22 protein-coding genes are annotated in these 25,498 nt (G+C 70.7%); 8 read left to right on the forward strand and 14 right to left on the reverse strand.

What is annotated here, in order from left to right; translation table 11 throughout:
• Positions 1-46: 46 nt before the first annotated feature.
• Positions 47-1,393, forward strand: coding sequence for an FAD-dependent oxidoreductase (locus ACWDEN_RS24190; RefSeq protein WP_450860114.1), 1,347 nt, complete (start codon positions 47-49; stop codon positions 1,391-1,393).
• Positions 1,394-1,451: 58 nt separating this feature from the next.
• Here the strand turns inward: ACWDEN_RS24190 and ACWDEN_RS24195 are convergent, their stop codons facing one another.
• The 8 genes from ACWDEN_RS24195 to ACWDEN_RS24230 all read right to left on the reverse strand — a co-directional run bounded on the left by ACWDEN_RS24195 (position 1,452) and on the right by ACWDEN_RS24230 (position 11,734).
• Complete coding sequence (locus ACWDEN_RS24195) at positions 1,452-3,149, reverse strand: pyridoxal phosphate-dependent aminotransferase (RefSeq protein ID WP_450860115.1); 1,698 nt, start codon at positions 3,147-3,149, stop codon at positions 1,452-1,454.
• A 101-nt stretch (positions 3,150-3,250) separates the two neighbouring features.
• Positions 3,251-4,414, reverse strand: a complete 1,164-nt coding sequence (locus ACWDEN_RS24200; protein WP_450860116.1) for an aldose epimerase family protein — start codon at positions 4,412-4,414, stop codon at positions 3,251-3,253.
• 60 nt (positions 4,415-4,474) lie between these two features.
• The gene (mmsB, locus tag ACWDEN_RS24205) at positions 4,475-5,719 is read right to left on the reverse strand and encodes a multiple monosaccharide ABC transporter permease (protein ID WP_228620177.1); all 1,245 of its coding nucleotides are present in this window, start codon (positions 5,717-5,719) and stop codon (positions 4,475-4,477) included.
• Positions 5,716-7,266: a multiple monosaccharide ABC transporter ATP-binding protein gene (gene mmsA, locus ACWDEN_RS24210; RefSeq protein WP_351609534.1), complete on the reverse strand. Its 1,551-nt coding sequence runs from the start codon at positions 7,264-7,266 to the stop codon at positions 5,716-5,718. The genes mmsB and mmsA overlap by 4 nt, the downstream gene beginning before the upstream one ends.
• Before the next feature lie 33 nt (positions 7,267-7,299).
• Positions 7,300-8,409 (reverse strand): multiple monosaccharide ABC transporter substrate-binding protein, encoded by a 1,110-nt coding sequence (gene chvE / locus ACWDEN_RS24215; protein WP_351609537.1) that lies wholly within the window; start codon positions 8,407-8,409, stop codon positions 7,300-7,302.
• A gap of 44 nt (positions 8,410-8,453) precedes the next feature.
• On the reverse strand, positions 8,454-9,425 hold the full coding sequence (locus tag ACWDEN_RS24220) for a hypothetical protein (protein ID WP_351609540.1): 972 nt from the start codon (positions 9,423-9,425) through the stop codon (positions 8,454-8,456).
• Positions 9,426-9,575: 150 nt separating this feature from the next.
• A complete protein-coding gene (locus ACWDEN_RS24225; RefSeq protein ID WP_351609543.1) occupies positions 9,576-10,580 on the reverse strand; it encodes a zinc-dependent alcohol dehydrogenase in 1,005 nt (334 codons plus the stop codon).
• Positions 10,577-11,734, reverse strand: a complete 1,158-nt coding sequence (locus tag ACWDEN_RS24230; RefSeq protein WP_351609546.1) for a mandelate racemase/muconate lactonizing enzyme family protein — start codon at positions 11,732-11,734, stop codon at positions 10,577-10,579. The genes ACWDEN_RS24225 and ACWDEN_RS24230 overlap by 4 nt, the downstream gene beginning before the upstream one ends.
• A 200-nt stretch (positions 11,735-11,934) precedes the next feature.
• Here ACWDEN_RS24230 and ACWDEN_RS24235 point away from each other — a divergent pair, with 200 nt between their 5' ends.
• A complete protein-coding gene (locus tag ACWDEN_RS24235; RefSeq protein WP_450860117.1) occupies positions 11,935-12,873 on the forward strand; it encodes an SCO2400 family protein in 939 nt (312 codons plus the stop codon).
• A 452-nt stretch (positions 12,874-13,325) separates the two neighbouring features.
• Complete coding sequence (locus tag ACWDEN_RS24240) at positions 13,326-14,480, forward strand: serine hydrolase domain-containing protein (RefSeq protein WP_450860118.1); 1,155 nt, start codon at positions 13,326-13,328, stop codon at positions 14,478-14,480.
• 97 nt (positions 14,481-14,577) lie between these two features.
• On the opposite strand, the gene ACWDEN_RS24245 is transcribed toward ACWDEN_RS24240, so the two are convergent.
• From ACWDEN_RS24245 to ACWDEN_RS24255, 3 genes are all read right to left on the reverse strand, one after another.
• Positions 14,578-15,543 (reverse strand): DUF1152 domain-containing protein, encoded by a 966-nt coding sequence (locus ACWDEN_RS24245; protein WP_351609550.1) that lies wholly within the window; start codon positions 15,541-15,543, stop codon positions 14,578-14,580.
• 107 nt (positions 15,544-15,650) lie between these two features.
• Positions 15,651-16,070 (reverse strand): organic hydroperoxide resistance protein, encoded by a 420-nt coding sequence (locus ACWDEN_RS24250; protein WP_351609553.1) that lies wholly within the window; start codon positions 16,068-16,070, stop codon positions 15,651-15,653.
• 108 nt (positions 16,071-16,178) lie between these two features.
• The gene (locus tag ACWDEN_RS24255; RefSeq protein ID WP_450860119.1) at positions 16,179-17,177 is read right to left on the reverse strand and encodes an NADP-dependent oxidoreductase; all 999 of its coding nucleotides are present in this window, start codon (positions 17,175-17,177) and stop codon (positions 16,179-16,181) included.
• A gap of 102 nt (positions 17,178-17,279) precedes the next feature.
• On the opposite strand from ACWDEN_RS24255, the gene ACWDEN_RS24260 reads away from it, so the two are divergent.
• Together ACWDEN_RS24260 and ACWDEN_RS24265 are read left to right on the forward strand one after the other, a co-directional pair.
• The gene (locus ACWDEN_RS24260) at positions 17,280-17,717 is read left to right on the forward strand and encodes a MarR family winged helix-turn-helix transcriptional regulator (protein WP_351609559.1); all 438 of its coding nucleotides are present in this window, start codon (positions 17,280-17,282) and stop codon (positions 17,715-17,717) included.
• A 20-nt stretch (positions 17,718-17,737) separates the two neighbouring features.
• Positions 17,738-18,544: an EI24 domain-containing protein gene (locus ACWDEN_RS24265; protein WP_450860120.1), complete on the forward strand. Its 807-nt coding sequence runs from the start codon at positions 17,738-17,740 to the stop codon at positions 18,542-18,544.
• A gap of 97 nt (positions 18,545-18,641) precedes the next feature.
• Here the strand turns inward: ACWDEN_RS24265 and ACWDEN_RS24270 are convergent, their stop codons facing one another.
• A complete protein-coding gene (locus ACWDEN_RS24270; RefSeq protein ID WP_450860135.1) occupies positions 18,642-19,223 on the reverse strand; it encodes a TetR/AcrR family transcriptional regulator in 582 nt (193 codons plus the stop codon).
• A 111-nt stretch (positions 19,224-19,334) separates the two neighbouring features.
• Between ACWDEN_RS24270 and ACWDEN_RS24275 the strand changes: the two genes are divergently transcribed.
• Entirely contained in the window at positions 19,335-21,776 is a 2,442-nt protein-coding gene (locus tag ACWDEN_RS24275) for a glycoside hydrolase family 3 protein (protein WP_450860121.1), read from the forward strand.
• A gap of 131 nt (positions 21,777-21,907) precedes the next feature.
• Complete coding sequence (locus ACWDEN_RS24280) at positions 21,908-22,819, forward strand: hypothetical protein (protein ID WP_450860122.1); 912 nt, start codon at positions 21,908-21,910, stop codon at positions 22,817-22,819.
• On the opposite strand, the gene ACWDEN_RS24285 is transcribed toward ACWDEN_RS24280, so the two are convergent.
• Positions 22,816-23,787, reverse strand: a complete 972-nt coding sequence (locus ACWDEN_RS24285) for an aldose epimerase family protein (protein ID WP_351609572.1) — start codon at positions 23,785-23,787, stop codon at positions 22,816-22,818. The two genes, ACWDEN_RS24280 and ACWDEN_RS24285, sit on opposite strands and share 4 nt — an antisense overlap.
• Positions 23,788-23,813: 26 nt before the next feature.
• Entirely contained in the window at positions 23,814-24,707 is an 894-nt protein-coding gene (locus ACWDEN_RS24290) for an SGNH/GDSL hydrolase family protein (RefSeq protein WP_351609575.1), read from the reverse strand.
• Between the two features lie 275 nt (positions 24,708-24,982).
• Between ACWDEN_RS24290 and ACWDEN_RS24295 the strand changes: the two genes are divergently transcribed.
• The gene (locus ACWDEN_RS24295) at positions 24,983-25,477 is read left to right on the forward strand and encodes a DUF3145 domain-containing protein (protein WP_302001021.1); all 495 of its coding nucleotides are present in this window, start codon (positions 24,983-24,985) and stop codon (positions 25,475-25,477) included.
• Positions 25,478-25,498: the final 21 nt, after the last annotated feature.

The following is a 25,498-nucleotide window of genomic DNA, read 5'->3' on the forward strand; positions in this document are numbered from 1 at the left end:
CCTGCCAAGCGCTTGCGGGGGTACCGAGTCACGTGTGGGAGAGGACATGAGAGCACATTGCCTTTGGGGCAAGGCCGTTGTCGTCGGCGGCAGCTATGCGGGACTCGTGACCGCACGCGTGCTGGCCGACTTCTTCCGCGAGGTCGTCCTCGTGGAACGGGATGCCGTCGACGAGGACACCGGCGCTCATCCGGGTGCTCCGCACGGCTACCAGGGGCACGCGATGCTGGCCAGGGGCGGTGAGATCCTGGAGCGGCTGTTCCCCGGACTGCGCGAAGAGCTGAGGGAAGCGGGGGCTCCGGTATTCGACTACGGAGAGGGCATCGACTTCCTGCTGCCCGTCGGGCTCGCGCCACGGCAGCGTACGGGCGTCCCGGTCCAGAGCTTCACCCGCGACGAGCTGGAACGCCGCCTGCGACGCAAGGTGCTCGCGCTTCCCCAGGTCACGCTGCTGCCGTCCACCAAGTGCACGGGCCTGACCCGGGACTTCGCGGGCCGTGTGAACGGCGTGAGGTGCCAGTCGCAGAGCGCGAAGCCCTTCCAACTGGCCGCCGATCTGGTCGTCGACGCCTCCGGTCGGTCCAGTTCCCTGGTGGACTGGCTGAACGACCTGGGGATCAGCGTGCCGCCCAAGCGGACCGTGCGGGCGAAGGTCACCTACACGTCGATGAACTTCGACCGGCCGGCGGAGGGCCACCCCGACCACCCCGACTACTACGTCGCCTATCAGATGCTGTTCGCTCCCAGTGTGCGCCGGGCCGGGGTCCTGCTCGCCGTGGAGCGCAGCCGGTGGACGTGCATGCTGTTCGGGTTCCACGACCAGCCGCCGACCGACGACGAGGGCTACCTGGCGTTCGCGAAGAGCCTGAACACGCCGCACCTGGCCGAACACATCGCCCGGCGCTCCGTCCAGGAGCCCACCCGTCGCTACACCAATGTCGACAACCAGTGGCGGCCCTTCCACGCCGTCCGGGACTGGCCGGACCGCCTCCTCGCCGTCGGCGACTCCGTCTGCGTCTTCAACCCCGTCTACGGCCAGGGCATGACGGTCGCCGCGATGGAGGCGGAGCTGCTGGAGCGCATGCTCAGGCGACGCGGCACGACCGGGCGACTGGACGGCCTGGCGCGCGAATTCCAGAAGAAGGTGGGGCGTCTGCTCCTGCTTCCGTGGACGGTGTCCACCAACTCCGACCTGATGTGGACCCCGGACGGCCAGTCCCTCGCCGCGCGCTTCGCCCACTGGTACAACATGCGTCTGTTCCACGTGGCGGTGCAGGACCCGGCCGTGTGGACGAGGTTCGTCCGGGTGGTGAACATGATGGCCTCACCGGCCCTGCTGTTCCATCCCTCGGTGGCCCTGAAGGTCCTGAAGCTCTCTTCCCGGCGTACGTGACGCATGCCGACCAGGCGGCGGGCAAGAGGGCGACGACGACGGCCGCGGCTCCGACCGGCTACCCCGCCTGTCCCATGCCCGCCGCGTTCGGCCAGCTCTGGGCGTTGGGCCAGCCTGTTGCCGGGGCCGGGGTCAGGCCGGTGGGCGGGGCCGGGGTGGCGGGGGCCGTCATGCCGCGTACCTGGGCGGCCGTGAGGCCACCGCGTGCCGGGACACCCGGCGGGGTGAGGCCGGCCGCCGGGACGGGGACGGGGGCCGGGACGGGCGCCGGGGCCGGAGCTGCGGGGACGGGGGCAGGCAGCGGCGGGGGGAAGGCGGCGGGGGCAGGAGCCGGGACGGGAGCCGGGACCGGAACCGGAGCCGGAGCCGGGACCGGAGCCGGGATCTCTGCCGGCGGCTGCTGCATCGGCACCGCCTGGGCTGCCGCCGGCATCGGCATCCCGGCGCCGGGCGGCGGTACGGCGGCGGGGAGCGGCATGCCGGTGCCGGCGGCCGGGGCGGGAGCGGCGGGCATGGCCTGGGCCTGCGCGGCAAGCTCCGGCATGCCGCCCCCGTTGGTCTCGCTCATCAGCCGGTCCACCGCCGCCGTACCCGAGCTGTAGCTGGTCCCTGTGCCCAGCTCGGGTACGGCGGCTCCCCTCCTGGACCCGTAGAGCACCTGTTCCAGGCCGGACACCAGGCGACGCACGTCGACCTGGGGGCGCACCACGAGTCTCAGGAAGCGGCTGGACGAGCCGATCTTGTTGCCGCACTCGCGGACCAGGATCCGGTGCTCGGTGAGCATCCGGTCCCGGACCACCGTGCCCTCGGCGCCGACGGGCAGCCGTACGAAGAGGAAGTTCCCCTGGGACGGGTACACCGTCAGGCCCGGGAGTGCGGAGAGGTGGCTGGTCATCTCCAGGCGGTCACGGCGGACCTGCTGCAGGCTCTGGGCGTACTCGGTGCCGTGCTCCTTCAGCATGAACACCACGTGCTCGGCGAAGGAGTTGAGGTTCCACTTCGGGAGCATCGCCCGCACCTTGCCCGCGAGCGCCGGGTTCGCGACCAGGTAGCCGAAGCGGACGCCGTGCAGGCCGAAGTTCTTGCCGAGGCTGCGCAGCACGATGACGTTGGGGCGGAGCATGGCCTCCTGGACGACGCTCGGTTCGGCCTCCGCGTCGGCGAACTCCAGGAAGGACTCGTCGACGATCACCAGGTCGAGGTCCGTCATCGCGTCCATGAACTGGACGACCTGCTGTTTGCGCAGATAGCCGCCATCGGGGTTGTTCGGGTTGCAGATCACCGCCACGCGCGTGCCCCGGGTGCGGATGAAGTTCGCGTACTGGGCCAGGTCCAGCGCGAAGCCGCTCGCCTCCTGGAGCGGGAACATGTCGACCCGCTTGCCGGTCTCCATCGGCTGGTCGGTCCAGCGGCCGAAGGTCGGCACGGGGACCGCCAGGGACTCGCGGACCATGAGGTGGTCGATCCAGGTGATCAGCTCCGTGGACCCGTTGCCCATCGCCACGCACTGCGGGGGCAGCTGGAGGAGGCTGCACAGCTCGGCGGTGATGGTGTCGGCGCCGCTCGGGTAGTAGGTGATGATCTCGCGCAGCCGGGCCGCCAGCTCGTCGTACATGGCCGGGGTGGGGAAGTACGGGTTGCACGGGACGCAGAAGTCCACCGGGCCGGTTCCGTCGCCGCCCTCGCGCGTCAGCGCCGCCATGGAGGGGCTGTGCGCGGCGGTGCCGCGGAACAACGAGGTGACGTTGCCGGCCAAAGGGACCTCCGTTTCGGGTGGCCCGTGCGGGGGAGCACGGGCCACCCATCGATACGGAGGGGACGGCAGTGGCGTTCAACTCACCGGCCCTGTGAGCCGGTTCACGGCCCGAACGTGTGGATCGTCGTCGTCCGGTAGGTCTGCCCGGGCCGCAGCACGGTCGACGGGAAGTTCGCGTGGTTCGGCGAGTCCGGGAAGTGCTGGGTCTCCAGGCACAGGGCGTCGCCCTGACGGTAGGTGTGTCCGCCGGTGCCGGTGAGGGTGCCGTCGAGGAAGTTGCCGGAGTAGAACTGCAGGCCGGGCTGGTCGGTGGCGATCTTCAGGGTGCGGCCGGAGCGCGGGTCGCGCAGGGTCACCACATGTTCCGGGCGCTGCGTGATGCCCTTGTCGAGGACCCAGTTGTGGTCGTAGCCCTTGGCCTGCACCTGCTGGACGTGCCCGGCGCGGATGTCCCGGCCGATCGGCTTGGCGTGGCGGAAGTCGAACGGGGTGCCCGCGACCTCGGCCAGCTCGCCGGTCGGAATCAGGCCCGAGTCGGTGGGGGTGTAGCGGGAGGCGGCGATCCGGAGCTCGTGGTCCTCGATCGTGCCGCTGCCCTCGCCGGCCAGGTTCCAGTAGACGTGGCTGGTGAGGTTGACGATGGTCGCCCTGTCCGTGGTGGCCTCGTAGTCGATGCGCCACTCACCGTGCCGGGTGAGGGTGTACGTCACCTTCGCCTTGAGCGTGCCCGGGTAGCCCATCTCGCCGTCGACGCTGGTGTAGTGCAGGTGCAGGCCGACCTCGGAGCCGTCGGCGAACGGCTCGACGTCCCACACGTGCTTGTCGAAGCCCTGCTTGCCGCCGTGCAGGCTGTTCACGCCGTCGTTGACGGAGAGCTGGTAGCTCTTGCCGTCGAGCGTGAACCGGCCCTTGCCGATCCGGTTGCCGTACCGCCCGATCAGGGCGCCGAAGTACGGGCTCTTGGCGACGTAGTCGGCTATGTCGTCGAAGCCCGCGACGACGTTGGCGTAGTGGCCGCGGCGGTCGGGGACTTCCAGGGTCTGGACGATGCCGCCGTAGTTCAGGACCTTCAGCCGCGTGCCGCCGTTCTCCAGCGACCAGCGGTAGATCTTCGTGCCGTCGGCGAGCGTGCCGAACAGTTCCTTCACCGGCTTACGGCCCCCTGAGGTGGCGGACGCGGCCTGGGCAGTGCCCGAGCCGAGGGTGGTGGCGGCGATACCGGCCGCCGCGGCTCCAGCGATGACCGTGCGTCTGTTCAGTTCCATGGATGCGGCTCCCTGAGAGGAGGGGCCCCACCGGCTCTGTCCGGTGGGGCCCGATCTGACTTACGAACCGGACTTGCGCTTGTTCCACACGTCGAAGCCGACCGCCGCCAACAGGGCCAGGCCCTTGATGACCTGCTGCCAGTCGGTGCCGACGCTGAGGAGGTTCATGCCGTTGTTCAGCACGCCGAGGACGAGACCGCCGATGATGGCACCGAGCACGGTGCCGACACCGCCGCTCATGGAGGCACCGCCGATGAACGAGGAGGCGATGGCCTCCAGTTCGAAGCCGTCGCCCGCCTTCGGCGAGGCCGCGTTCAGACGGGCGGCGACCACCAGACCCGCCAGGGCCGCGAGCACGCCCATGTTCAGGAACACCTGGAAGGTGATGCGCTTGTCCTTCACGCCGGACAGCTTGGCCGCCGGCAGGTTGCCGCCGATGGCGTAGATGTGCCGGCCGAAGACCGAGTTGCGCATGACGTAGCCGTATCCGCCCACCAGGACACCGAGGATGATCAGGATGATCGGCGCGCCGTCGTAGCTGGCGAGCAGCATGGTGAGGGCGAGGACCGCGGCGACCAGCGCGACGAGCTTGAGCAGGAACAGCTTGAAGGGCACCACGTCGAGGGAGAACTCCTGCTGGCGGCGCCGGTCGCGCACCTCCTGCCAGACCACGGCGGCGATCAGGACGATGCCGAGGAGCAGGGTGAGGTTGTGGTAGTTGGTGTTCGGGCCGACCTCGGGCAGGAAGCCGTTGCCGATCTTCTGCAGGCCGTTCGGGAACGGGCCGAGGGTCTGGCCCTTGAGGAGGATCTCCGTCAGGCCGCGGAAGAGCAGCATCCCGGCGAGGGTGACGATGAACGACGGTATGCCGAAATACGCGATCAGGAAGCCCTGTACGGAGCCCGCCACCGCGCCCACCAGCAGGCACAGCACCAGGGCGACGGGCCACGCCACATGGTGCTGCACCGTCAGTACGGCCGCGAAGGCGCCCACGAACGCCGTGATCGAGCCGACCGACAGGTCGATGTGCCCGGCGATGATCACCAGCATCATGCCGATCGCGAGGATCAGGATGTAGCTGTTCTGCAGCACCAGGTTGGAGACGTTGCGCGGCAGCAGCAGGTCGCCGCCGGTCCAGAACTGGAAGAGGACGACGATCAGACCGAGCGCGATCAGCATGCCGTACTGGCGCATGTTGCGGCGCAGGCCGCCGAGCACCAGCCGCAACAGGCCCTCGCCGGCGGCCGGTCCGCCCTTGCCCGGCGGCGCGGCCGCCGGGGTCTTGTCGGTGACGTCCGTGCTCATCGGGTTACCTCTTTGTCCTTCGTCATCTGGCGCATCAGCACTTCCTGCGTGGCCTCGGCCCGCGGCACCTCACCGGTCAGCCGTCCCGCGGCCATCGTGTAGATGCGGTCGCACATGCCGAGCAGCTCCGGCAGCTCCGAGGAGATGAAGACGACCGCCTTGCCCTGGGCGGCCAGTTGGTCGATGACCGTGTAGATCTCGTACTTGGCACCCACGTCGATGCCGCGGGTGGGCTCGTCCAGGATCAGCACGTCCGGACCCGCGAAGATCCACTTGCTGAGGACGACCTTCTGCTGGTTGCCGCCGGACAGCTTGCCCACCGGCTCGAACACCGTCGGTGCCTTGATGTTCATGGACGTGCGGAAGCCCTCGGAGACCTGCCGCTCCGCCTGCTCGTCCACCACACCCCGCTTGGCGACCTTCTTCAGCGCGGTAAGCGAGATGTTGCGGTTGATGGTGTCGATGAGGTTGAGGCCGTAGTGCTTGCGGTCCTCGGTGACGTACGCGATGCCGTGCTCCACCGCCTCCGCGACGGTCTTCGTACGGATCTCCGTGCCGTCCTTGAGGACCGTGCCGCCCGCGTACCGGCCGTAGGTGCGGCCGAAGACGCTCATCGCGAGTTCGGTGCGGCCGGCGCCCATCAGGCCCGCGATGCCGACGATCTCGCCCCGCCGGACGCTGAGCGAGACGTCGTCCACGACCTTGCGCTGCTGGTCGATGGGGTGGCGGACGGTCCAGTTGCGGATCTCCAGCGCGGGGGCCGCACCCTCCTCCGGCTGGTGCGGGGTGCGCTCGGGGAAGCGGTGGTCGAGGTCGCGGCCCACCATGCCGCTGATGATCCGGTCCTCGGTGGTCTCCGCCGCCTTCACGTCGAGCGTCTCGATGGACCGCCCGTCGCGGATGATCGTCACCGAGTCGGCGACCCGGCGGATCTCGTTGAGTTTGTGGGAGATGATGATCGAGGTGATGCCCTGGTTCTTCAGCTCCAGGATCAGGTCGAGGAGTTTGCCGCTGTCCTCGTCGTTCAGGGCCGCCGTCGGCTCGTCGAGGATGAGCAGCTTCACCTCCTTCGACAGCGCCTTGGCGATCTCCACGAGCTGCTGCTTGCCCACGCCGATGTCGGCGACGCGGGTCTCCGGGTGCTCGTCGAGACCGACCCGGCGCAGCAGTTCGGTGGCGTGGCGCAGCGTCTCGCGCCAGTTGATGAGTCCGCGCGTGGCGTGTTCGTTGCCGAGGAAGATGTTCTCCGCGATGGAGAGGTACGGCACCAGCGCCAGCTCCTGGTGGATGATGACGATGCCGTGCTGCTCGCTCGCCCGGATGTCCCTGAACCGGCAGAGCTCCCCCTCGAAGAGGATCTCGCCCTCGTAGGTGCCGTGCGGATGGACGCCGGAGAGCACCTTCATCAGGGTCGACTTGCCGGCGCCGTTCTCCCCGCAGATGGCGTGGACCTCGCCCTGCCGGACGGTCAGGGTGACGTCCGACAGCGCTTTGACACCGGGAAAGGTCTTGACGATCGAGCGCATTTCCAGGACGGGTCCCGCCATGGTCGTGCCTTCCAATCCGTAGGGGGCGGGCGCTTACTTGAGCTCGGACTCGGTGTAGTAGCCGCCGTCCACCAGCACCTGCTTGTAGTTGGTCTTGTCGACGCTGACCGGCTGGAGCAGGTAGGCGGGCACGACCTTGCTGCCGTTGTTGTATGTCTTGGTGTCGTTGACCTGCGGCTTCTTGCCCTTCAGGGCGTCGTCCACCATGGTCGAGGCGACCTTGGCGAGCTGCCGGGTGTCCTTGTAGACGGTCTGTGTCTGCTGCCCGGCGATGATCGACTTGACCGAGGCGAGCTCGGCGTCCTGGCCGGTGATGACCGGCAGCGGGTTGCTGCCGGAGCCGTAGCCGTCCGACTTGAGCGCGGACAGGATGCCGATGGAGATGCCGTCGTACGGCGAGAGCACCGCGTCGACCCGGCCGCTCTTGTAGGACGAGGTGAGGATGTCCTCCATGCGCTTCTGCGCGGTGGTGCCGTCCCAGCGCAGCGTCGTGACCTGGTTGAGCTGGGTCTGCCCGGACTTGACCACCAGCTGCTTCTTGTCCATGTACGGCTTGAGCACGCTCATGGCGCCGTTGAAGAAGTACTTGGTGTTGTTGTCGTCGTTCGAGCCCGCGAACAGCTCGATGTCGAACGGGCCCTTCTTGCCGGCGTCCAGGCCGAGCTTGTGCACGATGTAGGTGGCCTGGAGGACGCCGACCTTCTCGTTGTCGAAGGAGGCGTAGTAGTCGACGTTCGGGGTGCCGAGGATCAACCGGTCGTAGGCGATCACCGGGATGTTCGCCTGGTGCGCCTCCTGGAGCACGTTGTTCAGCGACTTGTTGTCGATCGCCGCGACGATCAGGCCCTTGACGCCCTGTGTGATCATGTTCTCGATCTGCGAGACCTGGGTGCTCGGGTCGTCCTCGCCGTAGACCAGCTTGGTCTTGTAGCCCATGGACTGCAGGTTCTTCACGACGTTGTTGCCGTCGTTGATCCACCGCTCGGAGGATTTCGTCGGCATGGCGATGCCGATGGTGGCGCCCTTGACGTCACCGGTCTTCTCCTTGCTGCCGCCCGAGCTGCTCTGCCCGCAGGCGGTCAGGGTGAGGGCGAGCGAGGCTGCTCCGGATATCGCGGCGAGTGCGGCTCTGCGGTTGCGCATGGTGATCCGTCCTTGGTCTTCTCGGTCGTCTCGTCGTTGAGGGGTCACACGGTGATGGGGAAGCGGTTGAGCGGTCCGGGCAGTCGCGAGCCGAGCGGCGCCATGTCGCCGTCCGCGCCGTGCCGGGCGAGCAGATCCAGGGCGAGGCGGCCGCGCCGCACCCGCTCCCGGGCGGTGTCCAGGGTCACGTCCCTGAGGTGGGTGCCCCACGGGTAGATGCCGGGTGCCTTGGACAGGCCGAACTTCAGGTAGAGCGGGGCGCCGCGCCGGATCAGCTCGGCGACCTCGTACATCCGCACATAGCCGCCGAGGTCGTCGGGGGCCTCGATGTACATGTCCATGGGAGCGGCGGACACCCGCCGGATCTCGGTGAGGTGATCCAGCGTCAGATCGCTGGGCACGTTGACCGAGTCGGCGCCGAGCCGCTCGAAGACGGCGTACGAGGCCGGGTTGACGGGGCCGATGAGCGCCGAGACCTTCAGCGTGGTGCCGGCCGGGATGATCCCGGCCTCGCGGGCGCGGTGCAGGGTCCACAGCACGCCCTCGTCGGCGACCAGCAGGCACCTGACGCCCAACTCCGTGGCCCGTACGGCGTCTTCGACGCACCCGGCGATCGCGTCGTGGCCTCGTGCGCGCAGTCCGGCCCCCCGCGAGTCGGAGCGCACCGAGCCGCCGATGTCCCAGGTGCCGCGCGGGCCGGTGAACAGGCAGAGTTCGATGTCGCGTGCGGCGGTGGCCTCGACCATCTCGGTGATCTCGGCGTCGGTGAGCATCCACACGCCGCTGCCCTGGCTGATCCGGTGGATCGGCACATCAAGGCGCGAGGCCTCCTTCAGGACGACCGCCAGCGCTTCGGGACCCTCGCACGAGGGGATCTCGGTGCGCCAGCGGCCGCCGCCCGGGAAGGTGTGGGCGGAGGCGTCGGCGGGGTCGAGGGCGGGCGCACTCAGGCCGAGGGCGGTGAGCGCCTGCTCACCGGGTCGGCGGGCCGCCGTGGCGGAAGCGTCGGTCGTCACAAGCTGTCCTTCGTGGTCGAGACGTTCGAGATATCGGACGAGGTTCGCGGCTCGGAGCGGACTACGGCCCCGGGGGTGCTGCGAAAAAAGCGGGCGTGGTGGTACGCCGGTCAGGGCGCCGTCAGGTCACGCCCTGACCGGCGTACGTCTTCAGGGACGGAGCAGCACCTTGCCCACCTTCGGATCACCCGCCCCGACCAGCTCGATGGCCTGCGGGAACTCGATCAGCGGCAGCTCGTGCGTGACCAGCGGCAGCGGGTGGAGCAGTCCGGCGCCGAACACCCGCACGGTGTGCGCCCAGGCGTCCGGCGGCGCCCCGAAGACGGTGTGCACCTCCAGCTGCCGTACGACGAGATCGGTCGGGTCGAGCCCGTCCGCGCCCGGCGCCGGGATCCCGGTCAGGACCAGCCGTCCGCCGCGCCGGAGCAGCGAAGCGGCGGTCCGCGCGGCGGAGGCGGACCCGGCGGTCTCGACGACGACGTCGAAGTCGTCCGGAAGCTCCTGGTCCTTCAGCCGGAAGTCGCTCGCCCCGAACTGCCGGGAGAGCGCCTCCCGGTCGTTCCTGGTCCCCACGACGAGCAGCTCCGCCGGCGAGACGGCCTTCAGGAACTGCACGGCGAACATCCCGAGCGTGCCCGTGCCGACCACCGCGACCCGCTCGCCAGGCAGGGCGCGGGCCTTCAGCGCGGCGGCCGCGACGCAGGCGGCCGGCTCCAGCAGGGCGGCGGCGGTGAGGTCGGCGTCGTCCGGCAGGACGTGCAGCAGCCGGGCCGGGAGGGTCAGCGTGGCGGCCATGGCGCCCGGCTGGGTGAACCCGGTCTCCTCGTAGCCGTCGGTGCACAGGGTGGTCTCGCCCGCGTGGCAGCGGTCGCACACCTGGCAGTTGCGGAATCCCTCGCCGACCACCTTGCGGCCTACGAGCCCCGCCGGCACCCCGGCGCCCACCTCCGACACCGTCCCCGACCACTCGTGGCCGGGGGTGAGCGGGTAACGGACGTACCCCTCGGGCCGGTTGCCCTGGTACACCTCGCGGTCGCTGCCGCAGATGCCGACCGCGTGCACGGTCACCAGCGCCTCGCCGGGACCGGGTTCGCGCGGCGTGTGCGGCACGAGCCGGTGCCGGCCCGGGGCCTCGACGACGACGGCGGTGCTCACTTGGTCCCCTTCGGCCTGCGCTGCTCCCAGCCCTCGGCCCACAGGTCGAACCGGGCCTGCTGCTGCGGGAACTCGGCGGCCGCGTCCACGTCCAGCTCGACGCCGAGACCGGGCGCGTCGGACAGGTGGAAGTAGCCGTCCACCACCTGCGGCGCCCCCTTGACCACCTTCTTGATCTCCGCGTCCGCGAAGTCGTTGAAGTGCTCAAGGATCTTGAAGTTCGGGGAGGTGAAGCCGACCTGGAGGGAGGCGGCGGTGAGCACCGGCCCGCCGACGTTGTGCGGCGCGACCAGCATGTAGTGCGTCTCGGCGGTCGCGGCGAGCTTGCGGGTCTCCCAGATGCCGCCGATGTGACCGACGTCGGGCTGGATGATGTCCACGGCCTGGCTGTCGAACAGCTCGCGGAACTCGATCCGGTCGTGGATCCGCTCACCGGTGGCGACCGGGATGTCCACCTTGGCCGCGACCTTCTCCAGCGCCTTCAGGTTCTCCGGCGGCACCGGCTCCTCCAGCCAGGCCGGCCGATAGGGCGCCAGCTCCTTGGCCAGCCGGACGGCGGTGGCGGGGGAGAAGCGGCCGTGCATCTCCAGCATCAGCTCGGCGTCCGGGCCGATCGCGTCCCGTACGGCCTCGATGAGGGAGACGGCGTACAGGCTCTCCTGGTGGTCCAGCTCGAAGTGCCCGGTGCCGAACGGGTCGATCTTCAGCGCCCGGTAACCGCGCTCCATGACCTGCTGCGCGGCCTTGTGGTAGGCCTCCGGCGTTCGCTCGGTCGTGTACCACCCGTTGGCGTACGCCTTGACCCGGTCCGTCACCTTGCCGCCGAGCAGCTGCCACACCGGCACGCCCAGCGCCTTGCCCTTGATGTCCCAGCAGGCCATCTCGACGACCGCGATGCCGGACATGACGATCTCACCCGCACGGCCGTAGTCGCCGTACTTCATCCGGCGGACGAGGTCCTCGACCGCGAACGGATCCGAGCCGAGAATGTGATTGGCCTGGGCCTCCCGCAGATAGCCGATCAGCGCGTCGGTGTGACCGAGCATCCGGGTCTCGCCGACTCCCGTGATCCCCTCGTCGGTGTGCACCTGGACGTAGGTCAGGTTGCGCCACGGCGTGCCGACCACGTGTGTGCTGATTCCGGTGATGCGCACGGCAGTTGCCCCTCAGCTGTTCGAGATTTCGTCACACGTTCGAAATGCTGGCGTGACAGTAAGGACGAGGCGGTAGGGGTGTCAATGGGTCGAACAGGTAACGGTTTCGGCAAGCCTTTCGAGAATTCTTTCGCTTTCTACGAAACCTTCACAGCGGCACCTAGGAACGTGACCGATGGGGAATCTAGTCTTCCGGCGTCATGGACTACTGCCACCCGTGCCAACGGCACCTCAACGGCGCCCTGGCCTGCCCCGGGTGCGGAACTCCGGCACGCGCCGTCGCAGAAGCGCCGGCCGCGTACGCGCGCGCGGGCACGGGTGAGACGCAGGGGTACGGCGTTCCCCAGCCGTACGGGTCCCCTCAGTACGACTCTCAGCAGTACTCCCAGCAGTACGGGTCCCCGGAGTACCGCGTCCCCCATCAGTACGAGCCGGCCGGCCCGGAACAGGCGGCGTGGGCGGAGGAACGGGAGCAGCACGAGAACTGGGTCCCCGGGACCGAGTCCGAGCCCGCCACCGAGGCGGAAGCCGCAGCCGGCAGCGACCCCGAGCCTGAGCCCGACCCCGAGTCGGAACCCGGTGGCAGGGCCGCGCGGCGCCGGACGCGCGGCGGCACCGCCGTGGGCCCCGCCGAGGCCGACGCCAGCCGCCGCGACCGCAAGGCCGCCGCGCACCGGCGCCGACGCCGCCGTACCGTGCTGATCACCGCGGGGTTCGTGCTGGCCGCGGGCAGCCTCGGCCTCGCCGAACTCGGCACGGACGCGCCGTTCTCGCCCTTCTCCAGCGGACAGCCGGACTCCGCCGCGAACACCGCGGCCGACGGCGGCACCTCCTCCGCGTCCCCCGGCGCCACGGCCTCCGACACCTCCGGCGCGGCTCCCGGCTCGGCCTCCCCGGACGCCTCCGCGTCCGCCTCCAAGTCCCCGAAGGACAAGCACTCCAAGTCGCCCGACGCCAAGAACACCGACAAGGCGACGCAGACCGCCGCGACGGGCTCCGGCGCCACCCACGCGGCCCCGGCGCCCACCGCCACCTCCCGGCCCACCTCCACCCCCACCAGCGCCCCGACGAGCTCACCCCCCTCCCCGACACCCTCCCCGACCAAGACCTGCACCCGCTTCCTGTGGTGGTGCAGCTGACCCCGACCGCACATCTCCCGCGGCCTCTTCCGTACCGGGACGCCTGAGCCCTCCGCGTCCGCCCTGCGGGACGGCGTCGCCCCGGCCATGGGCGGTCGGCGCGGCCGACTCCGGCCGGTGCGTCGCGGGGAGCGGCGGCACCATCTCCGCCCTTTGCGCCCGCCCGCCGACTTCCGCGGCCCTTTCCGCGGCGGTCTGCCTGAGCCCTGCGCATCCGCGCGCTGCGTCCGCCGTGCGGGGCGGCGTCGAACCGGGCCATGGTCGGCCGGACCTGGGCGTCCGCGCGCCACCCCCGCGCCATCCGCCATCCGGGGCAGCTGTGACACCCATGGGGGTTCGCGTCGGTTGAGTCGAACGGGTACATCGCGCCGTACCGGTCTCGGGAACGCCCGGAGCGGGAACGGGCGTTGTAGAGGGGGAGCAGCGAGCAGCGGCTCAGTTGAGGAGAGCGGATGACGCAGCAGATCACCGTCCACGGCACGGTCGCCGAGGGCTTCGAGGCGGTGCGCGAGGAGTTCGCCGCCTTCGTCGCCGGGGAACGCGACGACTACGAGGGCCAGTTGTGCGCCTACGTGCACGGGCGGCAGGTCGTCGACCTGTGGGCGGGCGCGGAGGCGGACTCGCTGTACGGCGTGTTCTCGTCCACCAAGGGCGCCGCACACCTGGTGGTCGCGCTCCTGGTGCAGGACGGCACGCTGGAGCTGGACCGCAAAGTGACCTACTACTGGCCGGAGTTCGGCGCCGAGGGCAAGGGCGCGGTGACCCTGAGGGACCTGCTGGCGCACCGCGCGGGGCTGGTCGGGATCGACGCCGGGTTCTCCGCCGAGGAGATGGCCGACGACCGGGCGATGGCCGAACGGCTCGCCGACCAGAAGCCGTTCTGGCGACCGGGCACGGCGTTCGGCTACCACGCGCTCGTGATCGGCGCGCTCACCGGCGAGGTGGTCCGCCGGGCCACGGGCCGCACCCTTCAGGAGGTGTACGAGGAGCGGGTGCGCGCGCCGTACGGCATCGACTTCTTCCTGGGCCTGCCCGAATCCCGGGAACCCCGCTTCCGCCCGGTGCAGCCGATGCTCCCGACCCCCGAGCAGCAGGCCCTGCTGGACGCCCAGCCGACCGGCCCGCACACCTTGACCTCGATCGCCTTCAACACGCACGTCCCGGAGCCGGGCACACCGGCGGACTACGCCAACTCCCGTCTGGTACGGGCCAAGGGACCGGCGTCGGCGGGCGGCGTCGCCTCCGCGCGGGGACTCGCCAAGATGTACGCGGCGGCGATCAGCGAGCTGGACGACCGGCCACCGCTGCTGAAGCCGGACACGGTCGCCGAGGTCGGCCAGATCCACTCCGTGGGCTACGACCTGGTGGCCCGCGCCCACAAGTCGTACGGCCTCGGCTTCCAGGCCACCGCCGACATGTGGCACCCGGTCCTGGGCGCCGGCGCCTTCGGCCACAGCGGTGCGGGCGGCAGCCAGGCCTTCGCCGATCCGCGCAGTGGTCTGGCGTACGGCTATACGCGTCGCCGGATGGCGTTTCCGGGCGGAGCGGCACCGGAGAACAGCAGACTGACGGCCGCCGCGCACCGGGCGGCGCTGGCGCGCGACTGAACGTAGTCACGGTGCATCCCGGCGTACCGCCGTAGAGCGTCCAGAACTGGTCCAGGTCGGCGAAGAGGTCAAGTAATGCCACTGACCCATGCCGGGCTCAGTGCGGGAAGGCCCGGGGTTGCCGCTGCCGGGGCAGCTTCTCGCGGAAACCGGAGATGGCGGAGCTGATCTGGCGCATCAGAACCGTGTCCTCCAGCCGGTCGAGGTAGAGGTTCGCGCGCGCCAGGGCGGGCAGGTCGACACAGAAGTACAGTGCCATCAGCGGGTTGACGAACAGCTCGCTGCCACGGGTGCGCTCGGTGAACCGTACGTCGCCGAACTCCCCTCGCACGGCGGCGGCGACGGACCCGTGGACGATGCTCGGATGACTCGCATGGCTGCGCTGGGCATCGGCCACCGCGTCGAGATAGGCGGCACCCTCAACGCTCTCGCGAGGCAGCGAGAACGCGCCCAGATACCCGTCGGCGCGGTCCAGAGCGGCCAGGTTCTCCAGCGCCAGTGAGTGGTTGACGCCGTGGTAGGCGTCCACGCCGAAGCCCACGCAGGCCACGAGCCGGTGCGGGACCTCGTCCAGGCCGGCGACGGCTGCCAGGCTGGCCATGTCCTCCTCCGGAGTGCCGAGCCCGTGCTCGTCCCCGCGCATGAGGATGTCGGTCCCGCCGTCCACCAGTACGACAGCGTCCACGCCGCCCAAGTGATCCAGCAGGGCCCGGTAGGCGGCGCGCAGCGGCTGGACACCCGTGAGGGGGAAGGCGTACACGGTGTCGGGCAGTTGCCGCGAGTGGAGCCAGCGGGCGAGGGAGCGCTCGGGGAAGTAGTCGCCACGCAGTGGGGTGTCCGGGCGGACGGCGGCGACGTCTTCCGCGACCCAGGAGTCCAGGTCCAGGCCGTACAGCTCGGAAAAAGACAGGCTGGCCAGGTGGACCTCGGCACCGGCCGACCGCAGCGCGAGGGCCAGGGGCAAGCCGGCGTAGACGTCGAAGCCCCCGCCCGCACCGGCGACGAGGATCCGGCGCGCCTCGCGCAGGCGGCTGAAGAAGACGGGCTCACGGAGGGAGAACACCACCCGACCCTAACAACGCCCCGGTACGGGAAACCCAGACGTCGATCAACGCGGCAGCCGCACCCCACGTCCAGGGGTGCGGCTGCCGCTGTGAGCAACGACGTAGCTCAGGCCAGCGTCACGGTGATGTTCCCCCGCGTCGCCTTCGAGTACGGGCACACCTGGTGGGCCTTCTCGACCAGCTCCCGGGCCGCCTCGGCGGAAACGTGGGGAATGTTCGCCGAGATCTCCACGATGATCCCGAACCCGTCGTCGTTCTTGCCGATTCCGACCTTCGCGGTGACGGTCGCCCCGGAGACATCGGCCCCCTCGGCCCGGGCGACAACGCCCAGCGCGCCCTGGAAGCAGGCGGAGTATCCCGCGGCGAACAGCTGCTCCGGGTTGGTGCCGGCGCCGTTGCCGCCCATCTCCTTGGGCGGGTTGACGACGACGTCGAGTCGGCCGTCGTCCGTGGCGACCCGGCCGTCGCGGCCGTTCTCGGCGGTGGCGACGGCGGTGTACAGGACGTCGGACTGCGTGATGGGCATGCGGTGGTCCTCCTCCTCGGTCCGCCGCGACTCGCGCCCACGATCGACGACGGAATTCGGAAAGAAGTTACCGCATGCCGGAAACGACGGGGAAGGCCTGCCCGGGCCTCAGAGCTTGACGATCATCTTGCCGACGTTGTCGCCGCGCAGGACCCCGAGGAACGCCTCCAGGTTGTTCTCGATGCCCTCGACGACCGTCTCGCGGTACTTCAGCTCGCCCGAGGCGACCCACGGCCCGACCTTCTGGACGAACTCGGGCTGCAGGTCGTAGTGGTCGCCGACCAGGAAGCCCTCGATGCGGCCCCGGGTCTGGATGAGCCGGGCGAGGTTCCTCGGTCCCGGCGCGGGCTCGGTGTTGTTGTAGACCGAGATCATGCCGCAGACGGCGATCCGGCCGCCCTGGTTCAGCGAACCGATCGCGGCCTCCAGGTGGTCGCCGCCGACGTTGTCGAAATACACGTCGATGCCGTCCGGCGCGGCCTCGCGCAGCTGCTCGCTCACGGGGCCGTTCTTGTAGTTGAACGCGGCGTCGAAGCCGTACTCCTCGACCAGCAGCTTGACCTTCTCGTCGGAACCGGCCGAGCCGATGACCCGCGAGGCGCCCATGAGCTTGGCGAGCTGGCCGACCTGGCTGCCGACGGCGCCTGCCGCGCCGGACACGAAGACGATGTCGCCCTCCTTGAAGGAGGCGGTGCGCAGCAGGCCGGCGTAGGCGGTCAGGCCGGTCATGCCGAGGACGCCGAGGTACGTCGAGAGGGGCGCCGCCCCGGGGTCGACCTTGACGGCGTTCTTGGCGTCCATGGCCGCGTACTCGCGCCAGCCGAAGAAGTGCAGGACGTGGTCGCCGACGGCGATGCCCTCGGCGTTGGACTCGATCACCTCGCCGACCGCGCCGCCCTGCATGACCTTGCCCAGCTCGAAGGGGGCGGCGTACGACTTCGCGGCACTCATCCGGCCGCGCATGTACGGGTCCACGGAGAGGTACTTGTTCCGCACCAGCACCTGGCCCTCGCCGGGCGTCGGCACCGGGGTCTCGACGAGCGCGAAGTCCTCCGGCTTCGGCCAGCCCACGGGACGGCTGAGCAGGTGCCACTCGCGGTTGATCATGACAGCGCCTTTCCTTGCTTCGGAGCCTGATTACTTCAGAACCTGAAACAACCATGCGCTTCAATATTTCAGGATGTCAAGTAACACGGTATCCTGCTGGGCATGGCCACACCACCGAAGACCCACCGCCCCGACGCCCTCACGATGGAGGTCGTCGAACTCATCGGGGACGTCGTGGCCCGCTTCTACGCGGACTACGAGGAAGCAGCGGGCGAGCACACCCTGACCGGCCCCCAGGCCCGGCTCCTCAGCCTGCTCTCCGTGGAGCCGCTGCCCATGCGCAAGCTGGCGCAGAAGCTGAAGTGCGAGCCGTCGAACGTCACGGGCATAGTGGACCGCCTGGAGTCCCGGGGGCTGGTCGAGCGCCGCCCCGACCCGGACGACCGCCGGGTCAAGGTGGCCGCCGCCACCGAGGAGGGCGTGCGGGTGGCCCGGGACCTGCGCGAGGGGCTGCACTTCGCACGCGAGCCCCTGGCCGGGCTGTCGGAGGAGGAGCGGCGCTCCCTGCGCGACCTGCTGCGCCGGATGCTGGCCGGCTGAAAGTCGGTAGAGTTCCCGCCATGCGTGATCTCGGGGTGGGGTTCGGTCATCTGCTGAAGGGCCAGCGCTGGGTGGCCCGGCACGGCAGGAGTTACGGCTTCGGGCTGCTGCCCGGGCTGATCGCCCTGGTGCTCTACGTGGCGGCGCTGGTCGCGCTCGCGGTGTGGGGCGAGGACGCGGTCACCTGGGCGACGCCGTTCGCGGACCACTGGTCCAGCCCTTGGCAGGGCCTGTTCCGCGGCTTCCTCACGGCCGTCCTCTTCGCGCTCGGGCTGCTGCTGGCCGTCCTGACGTTCACCGCCGTCGCGCTGCTGATCGGCCAGCCCTTCTACGAGAACCTGTCGGAGAAGGTCGACGCCGACGTCTCTCCCGACGGCACCGCCCCGCGGTCGGAGCTGCCGCTGTGGCGCGAGCTGTGGATCTCGGCCCGGGACAGCGTGCGGATCCTGGTGCGGGCCGCGCTGTGGGGCGTGTTGCTCTTCGCCCTCGGCTTCGTGCCGTTCGTCGGGCAGACCGCCGTCCCCGTGCTCGGCTTCTTCGTCACCGGTTTCTTCCTCACCGAGGAGCTCACCGCCGTCGCCCTCCAGCGCCGAGGCGTCGAACTGCGCGCCCGGCTCGCCCTGCTCCGCTCCCGCAAGACGTTGGTCTGGGGCTTCGGTACGCCCCTGGGCGTGGCCTTCCTGGTCCCGTTCGTCGCGGTGTTCCTGATGCCGGGCGCGGTCGCGGGCGCGACACTGCTCGCGCGGGAGCTGCTGGGGGAGGAGAGCGAGGAGGACGACTCCACGACCGACGCCGACGGTACGGCGCCGACCCGTCAGGCCGGTTGAGGCCGCACGCGGCTGCGGACCCGGGGCGTCTTCGAGGCGATCGACGCGCTGCTTGGAGGTCGTGGCGGCCGTACGACCCTCGTGAGACGAACCGCTCTCAGTCCGCCGACTCGCCCAGCAGCCCCAGGAAGTCCCGGAACGCGCCCGGCATGTCCACCGCCTCCGGATCCAGCAGCCACTGGTACTGCAACCCGTCCATCACCGCCACGAGCAGCGGAGCGGTGCGCTCGGGGGTGAGTCCGTTCGGCAGGCGGTCGCCGTACTCGGCGCGCAGCACCGTCGCCATGGACTCCCGCACCCGCGCGTACCGCTCGGTGAAGTACGAACGCGCCGGATGTCCCTCCGTCACGCTCTCGCCGAGCAGCGCGGAGAACGTCTGGATGATCGCCGGCCGCATCGCGTTGTACTCCACCAGCGAGGCCAGCAGGTCCACCCGCCACCGCGTGTCCGGCAGCGCGTCCCACCGGTCCCGCTCCTGGAGCACGGCCACCAGCAGGGCGTCCTTCGTGGGGAAGTAGTGCAGCAGCCCCTGCTGGGTGAGGCCGACGCGCTCGGCCACGGCGGCGAGGCTCGCCCCCCGGTAACCGCGCTCGGCGATCACCTCCAGGGCCGCCCCGACGATCTCCGCGCGCCGCTCCTCGCTCCTGACCCTCGCGTTCATGACGACACCGTACGGCATCCGCACCCCCCGAGAATAACGGCAAGATAACGAAACCTACCGCTCTACAGGTAACGGATGCACGATGGGAGGCACCTGCACGGACACGGACGTCAACGAGGAGGCACCGCCATGGCGGGACCCCAGCCCACCCCGGCCGACACGGCCCGCGAGGCGGTCGTCGAGGCCGCTCTCGGCAAGCTCGACCTGGACGCCAAGGCACGGCTGCTGGCCGGCCAGGACATGTGGACCCTGCCCGCCCTGCCGCAGATCGGGCTCGCGTCCCTGGTCATGTCCGACGGCCCGATCGGCGTCCGGGGCGTGCGCTGGACCGCCGACGACCCCTCCGTCGCCCTGCCCTCGCCGACCGCGCTCGCCGCCACCTGGGACCCCGAACTCGCCCGCCGTGCAGGCGTCCTGCTCGCCCAGGAGGCCCGCCGCAAGGGCGTGCACGTGCTCCTCGCGCCGACCGTGAACCTGCACCGCTCCCCGCTCGGCGGCCGCCACTTCGAGTGCTACAGCGAGGACCCGTACCTGACCGGTGTCATCGGCACCGGCTATGTCACCGGCGTCCAGTCCGGCGGAGTCGGCACCACCGTCAAGCACTTCGTCGCCAACGACGCCGAGACCGACCGCTTCACCGTGAACAACCTGGTCTCCGAGCGCGCCCTGCGCGAGCTGTACCTCGCCCCGTTCGAGGCCATCGTCGAGAACGCCCGTCCCTGGGGCGTCATGACCGCCTACAACACGGTCAACGGCACGACGATGACGGAGCACCACCACCTGGTCAACGAAGTCCTGCGCGGCGAATGGGGCTTCGACGGCTTCAACGTCTCCGACTGGATGGCCGCCCGGGACACGGTCGGCGCCGTCAACGGCGGGCTGGACGTCGCCATGCCCGGGCCGCGCACCGTCTACGGCGACGCCCTCGCGCAGGCCGTCCGGGACGGCGAGGTCGCCGAGGCCACCGTCGACGCGGCCGTACGGCGTGTCCTGCGCCTCGCCGCCCGCGTCGGCATCCTCGACGGTGCCGAACCCGTCGTACCCGAGCCGCCCGCCCCCGTCGACGGCGAGGCGCTGGCCCGCGAGATCGCCCGCCGCTCCTTCGTCCTCCTCCGCAACGAGGACGCCGCCCTGCCCCTGAAGCCGCACGGCACGGTGGCCCTGATCGGTGCCGCCGCCCGCGACGCCCGCGTCCTCGGCGGCGGCTCCGCCACCGTCTTCCCGGCCCGGATCGTCTCCCCGCTGGACGGCCTCACCGCGGCCCTCCCCGAGGGCACCCTCGCCCACGCCGTCGGCGCCGACCCGGCCACCGAACTCGCCGTGGCCGACCAGGGGTTCAGCCTCAAGGCCCGCTGCCGCGACACCGACGGCAAGGTCATCGGCACCCGGTCGGCCCCGAACGGCCTGATCCAGTGGATGGGTTCGGACCTCCCCGAAGGCGTCACCCACGACACCCTGCACACCGTCGAGCTGACCGGCACCTTCACCCCGCGCGCGACCGGCCCGCACACCTTCGGCGTCAAGGGCATGGGCGCCTTCACCCTCACCGTCGACGGCACCACGTACTTCGACGACGTCCAGCGCCCCGGCAAGGACGACCCCTTCGAGGCCTTCTTCGGCGCCCCCGTACCCCGCGCCCAGGCCGAACTCACCGCCGGCGAACCGGTCGAGGTCTCCCTCACGTACGTCGTCCAGCTCCCCGACGACATCCCGATGAAGGTCGTCACCTTCGCGCTCGCCCACGCCGAGCCGCAGCGCGACGCCGACGAGCTGATCGCCGAGGCCGCCCGCGTGGCGCGGAACGCCGACACGGCCGTCGTCATGGTCGCCACCACCGACCGCGTCGAGTCCGAGGGCTTCGACCGTACCGACCTGAGGCTCCCCGGCCGCCAGGACGACCTGGTCCGCGCGGTCGCCGCCGCCAACCCTCGCACGGTCGTGGTCGTCAACTCCGGCTCCCCGGTGGAACTGCCCTGGCGCGAGGAGGTCGCCGCCGTCCTGCTCAGCTGGTTCCCCGGCCAGGAGGGCGGCGCCGCCCTGGCCGACGTCCTCACCGGTGCCCACGAGCCCGGCGGCCGGCTCCCCACCACCTGGGGCTCCCTCACCGACGCCCCGGTCACCCAGGTCGTGCCCACCGGCGGTGAACTGGCCTACACGGAGGACGTGTTCATCGGCTACCGCGCCTGGGAGAAGGCCGGCCGCACCCCGTCCTACCCCTTCGGCCACGGCCTCGGCTACACCGACTGGACCTACGAGTCCCTGGACGTCGACGGCACCACCGCGCGCATCCGCCTCCGCAACACCGGCGAGCGGCCCGGCCGCGAGGTCGTCCAGGTCTACGTCTCCCCGGCCGGCCCGGACCCCCGGCGTCCGGCCCGCCGGCTCGCGGGCTTCGCCTCCGCCGAGGCCGGTCCCGGCGAGAGCGTCGAGGTGACGGTCACGCTGCCGCGCCGCGCCTTCGAGAGCTGGGACGAGACGGCGAACGCGTGGGCGTATGTGAAGGGTTCGTACGAGATCGCCGCCGGACGCTCGATCGCGGACCGCAGGCTCACCGCGCCGATTAACGTCTGATCCGGGACAAGTCCCCCACGAGCAGCCCCGGCCCGGGACCTGACCCCTGGGCCGGGGCTCGTCGCCTCCGGGTACGTATAGACTCCCGGCCCGCGAACACCGGAAGACACCGGGCACGGGGGAGAGACATCGTGTATCCAGGCCAGCAGGCGGGGCCGTACGGCCGGCAGCAGCCGACGGGGCCGTACGGGCAGCCGCCGCAGTACCAGCAGCCGTATCCGCAACAGCCCTACGCGCCGCAGCAGCCGTATCCGCCTCAACAGCCCTACCCGCCCCAGCAGCCGTACCCGCCCCAGCAGCCGTACCCGCCCCAGCAGTCCCCGCAGCCGCCCGCCCAGCACGTCGGCGAGGGCAGGATGCGGCTGGACCCGAACCTCACCCCGGCCCAGCGTGATCTGGTGCTGAGGATCCAGGCGAAGTCCAAGCCCATGGCCTACGGCATGGTGCTCGGCATTCCCCTGACCTTCGGCGGAGTCCACTACGGCATCACCGAAAAGCCCCTCGGGTTCGTCGCGGCGCTCGCCGGACTGGGCCTGCTGGCCTTCGGTGTCTTCTCGCTGATGCAGATGCAGGCCCTCAAGCGGCAGCTGCGGCTCATCACGGCGGACGCCTGGCGTTCCCCGGCCGCGCATCTGCCCGGCGCCCGCAAGGCCGCCACACAGGCCGCCTACCTCAACGGCCTGCTGGTCCTGCTGTCCCTCGCCGCGACCGGCTACCTGCTCTACAAGGGCGCCGGCTGGGGTGCGTACGGCAACTCACTGGGCTTCGGAGCGCTTTCGCTGGGCGCGGCCCTGCCGTTCGGGATGGCGGTGGCAGCCGCGACCACCATCCCGCAGTTGCTCCAGGTGATCCCGGCCGGCGCCAAGGTCGGCCGGAGCCTGTACTCGATCATCTTCGTGCTGGCCACGACGGTGACCGGGGAAGGGATCAAGGGGGGCTCGGCCGGGCCGGTCGTGGGCGGGGGGCTGACGCTGCTGATCTGCGGCGGTGCGATGTCCCTGCTCGGGAAGTCGGCGAAGCGGATGCGGGGCGAGACGCCCTAGCGGACCCCGAACCCGTACACCGTCTGCGAGCGGAACACCTCGCCCGGCCTGAGCACCGTGCTCGGAAACTCCTGCCGGTTCGGGGAGTCCGGGAAGTGCTGGGTCTCCAGGGCGATGGCGTCGCCCGGGGCGAACGGTTCCGTCAGATGGTCGGCGGTGTACAGCTGGAGGCCCGGCTCGGTCGTCGCCACGGTCAGGGTGCGCCCGGAGCCCGGGTCGTGCAGCTCGGCGACCTCCTCGGGGGCGCCGGTCGCGCCCTTGTCCAGGACGAAGTTGTGGTCGTAGCCGGAGCCGACCTTGCGGGAGGTGCGGAAGTCGAACCGGGAGCCGGTGACGTCCTGAAGGGCGCCCGTCGGGATCAGGTCAGCGTCGACCGGGGTGAAACGGGAGGCGGCCAGCCGCAGTTCGTGCCCGCCGGCATCGCCCGAGCCGGCCAGGTTGAAGTAGCTGTGGTTGGTGAGGTTGATCACGGTCGGCGCGTCCGTGACCGCCTCGTAGGCGATCCGCAGCGCGCCGGCCGCGTCCAGGGTGTAGGTCGCCGACACCTCCAGGCGGCCCGGGAAGCCCTCCTCGCCGTGCGGGCTCACCCGGCTCAGCCGCACCCCGTCCTCGACGGGCTCCGCGGCCCACACCCGCTTGTCGAAGCCGCGCGTGCCGCCGTGCAGGGAGTTCGGGGCGTCGTTCGGCTCCAGGGAGTACACCACGCCGTCCAGCGGGAAGCGGGCGTGCGCGATGCGGTTGGCGTACCGGCCGATCAGGGCGCCGAAGTGCGGCTCCGGGTGGGTGAGGTAACCGTCGAGGTCCGTGAAGCCCAGCACCACGTTCGCCGTCCGGCCCTCCCGGTCCGGCACCTGGACCGACCGCACGATCCCGCCGTACGTCAGGACCTCCACCCGTGTTCCGGCGCGCTCCAGCGTCCAGCGGTGGACCTCGGTGCCGTCGGAAAGTGTGCCGAAAAGTTCGCTCATGTGGAAAACAGTAGGTGATGCGTGTCCTAGGCAACCGGATTGGCCGCGGTGATCGTCCGGTACGCGATCGACGCGAGCCGCGCCTGACCGTCCCTGCTGGGGTGGAACCAGTCCCAGTGGCTGAGCTGGTCGGTGCCGAACCGGTAGTCGTACACGGCGTTGTTGTCGAAGCGGCAGCGGCTGTCCCTGGCGCAGACCTCCTTCAGCACCTTGTTGTACTCCACCACCCGCTGCTGCACCCGGTCCCGGCGGAGCATGGCCGCGTTGGTCAGATCGTCCGCGTCGGACAGCATCGACGGGCAGATGCCGAGCTTCCACACCTCCTTGCCCAGCGGATTGCCCCGGCCCTCGGACCACAGCCGCTTCAGGTTCGGCACGCTCGACACGTAGACCTGGGTCCTCGGGGACGCCGCGCGCAGGGTGCGCAGCGCCTCCTCGAAGTCCGCGCGGAAGACGGCCACCGAGGTCATCGCCCGCGCCGAGGACCGGCAGGCGTCGTTCGCGCCCACCATGACCGTCACCAACTGCGGGTCGTGCGCCGCCGCCTGTGCCATCTGCTCGGGCAGGTCGGCCATGCGGGCGCCGGTCACCGCGTAGTTCCAGCTGCGCTCCGCCGCGCCCGAGGCCCCGAGCAGCCGCACCGCCAGGCTGTCCACCTGCGTGTCGCTGCCGGTCGCCCAGGACACCTCGGGGCAGTCCGACAGCACCGTGCACGCGTCGAAGCCGCGGGTGATGGAGTCGCCGACCGCGGCGATCGAGTCGGGGCTGCGGTTCCACACCGGCGCGGGTCTGGCGGCGCGCGCCTTGGTGCCCTGCGCCGAGGGCGAACCCCCACCCCCGGCGCCGCACCCGGCGACGCCCAGCACCGCGGCCGCCACGAGGGCGTGAGCGGCTCGCGTACGGCTGCCCGGCTTCCGCATCCCTGCTGATCCCCTCGTCCTCGCACCCGGTGCCCCCGGGTGGTCGTCTGTGCTTCCTCCCATAACAACGTGTGAGGGTTCCCGAGCCGGTGCCCTGGAACGGAGCACCCCCGTACAAGCGTCCCCCTGGGTGAATGGCGGGGGTTTCCTGACGCCGGGACCGACGGTACGTCACACTCCTTGCACCGCCGCAGGGTAGCCTCGCCATCAGCGCGGCCGTCGTGCCACTGCCGCCAGCCAGTCCGCAAGATGTCCCGCTCTGCCCGGAGGTCCCGGTGACGACACGTGGAGTTCTGTACGTGCACTCCGCGCCGCGCGCGCTGTGCCCGCACGTCGAGTGGGCCGTCGCCGGGGTGCTCGGCACGCGCGTCAACCTCGACTGGATCCGGCAGCCCGCGGCCCCCGGAACCTGGCGCTCGGAGTTCTCCTGGCAGGGCGAGGCGGGCACGGCCTCCAAGCTGGCCTCGGCCCTGCGCGGCTGGCACCTGCTCCGATTCGAGGTCACCGCCGAGCCCTGCCCGACCGCCGAGGGCGAGCGCTACAGCTGCACCCCCGACCTCGGCATCTTCCACGCCGTCACCGGCATCCACGGCGACATCCTCATCCCCGAGGACCGTCTGCGCGCGGCGCTGGCGCGCTCACAGCGGGGAGAGACCGACCTGGAAGGGGAGATCGCCAAGCTCCTGGGCAAGCCGTGGGACGACGAACTGGAGCCGTTCAGGTACGCCGGCGAGGGCGCGCCGGTGCGGTGGCTGCACCAGGTGGTGTGAGCATCCGGGCCACACATCCGG

It is taken from the genome of Streptomyces sp. NPDC001153 (genome assembly GCF_053598315.1).

Excerpts from the sequence above, each read along its gene's own strand:
- ACWDEN_RS24235 (WP_450860117.1), top strand. The coding sequence starts at position 11,935 with ATGGACTACTGCCACCCGTGCCAACGGCACCTCAACGGCGCCCTGGCC.
- ACWDEN_RS24240 (WP_450860118.1), top strand. The coding sequence starts at position 13,326 with ATGACGCAGCAGATCACCGTCCACGGCACGGTCGCCGAGGGCTTCGAG.
- mmsA (WP_351609534.1), bottom strand. The coding sequence starts at position 7,266 with ATGGCGGGACCCGTCCTGGAAATGCGCTCGATCGTCAAGACCTTTCCC.
- chvE (WP_351609537.1), bottom strand. The coding sequence starts at position 8,409 with ATGCGCAACCGCAGAGCCGCACTCGCCGCGATATCCGGAGCAGCCTCG.
- ACWDEN_RS24255 (WP_450860119.1), bottom strand. The coding sequence starts at position 17,177 with ATGATCAACCGCGAGTGGCACCTGCTCAGCCGTCCCGTGGGCTGGCCG.
- ACWDEN_RS24290 (WP_351609575.1), bottom strand. The coding sequence starts at position 24,707 with ATGCGGAAGCCGGGCAGCCGTACGCGAGCCGCTCACGCCCTCGTGGCG.
- ACWDEN_RS24285 (WP_351609572.1), bottom strand. The coding sequence starts at position 23,787 with ATGAGCGAACTTTTCGGCACACTTTCCGACGGCACCGAGGTCCACCGC.
- ACWDEN_RS24275 (WP_450860121.1), top strand. The coding sequence starts at position 19,335 with ATGGCGGGACCCCAGCCCACCCCGGCCGACACGGCCCGCGAGGCGGTC.
- ACWDEN_RS24250 (WP_351609553.1), bottom strand. The coding sequence starts at position 16,070 with ATGCCCATCACGCAGTCCGACGTCCTGTACACCGCCGTCGCCACCGCC.
- mmsB (WP_228620177.1), bottom strand. The coding sequence starts at position 5,719 with ATGAGCACGGACGTCACCGACAAGACCCCGGCGGCCGCGCCGCCGGGC.
- ACWDEN_RS24270 (WP_450860135.1), bottom strand. The coding sequence starts at position 19,223 with ATGCCGTACGGTGTCGTCATGAACGCGAGGGTCAGGAGCGAGGAGCGG.
- ACWDEN_RS24190 (WP_450860114.1), top strand. The coding sequence starts at position 47 with ATGAGAGCACATTGCCTTTGGGGCAAGGCCGTTGTCGTCGGCGGCAGC.
- ACWDEN_RS24265 (WP_450860120.1), top strand. The coding sequence starts at position 17,738 with ATGCGTGATCTCGGGGTGGGGTTCGGTCATCTGCTGAAGGGCCAGCGC.
- ACWDEN_RS24260 (WP_351609559.1), top strand. The coding sequence starts at position 17,280 with ATGGCCACACCACCGAAGACCCACCGCCCCGACGCCCTCACGATGGAG.
- ACWDEN_RS24200 (WP_450860116.1), bottom strand. The coding sequence starts at position 4,414 with ATGGAACTGAACAGACGCACGGTCATCGCTGGAGCCGCGGCGGCCGGT.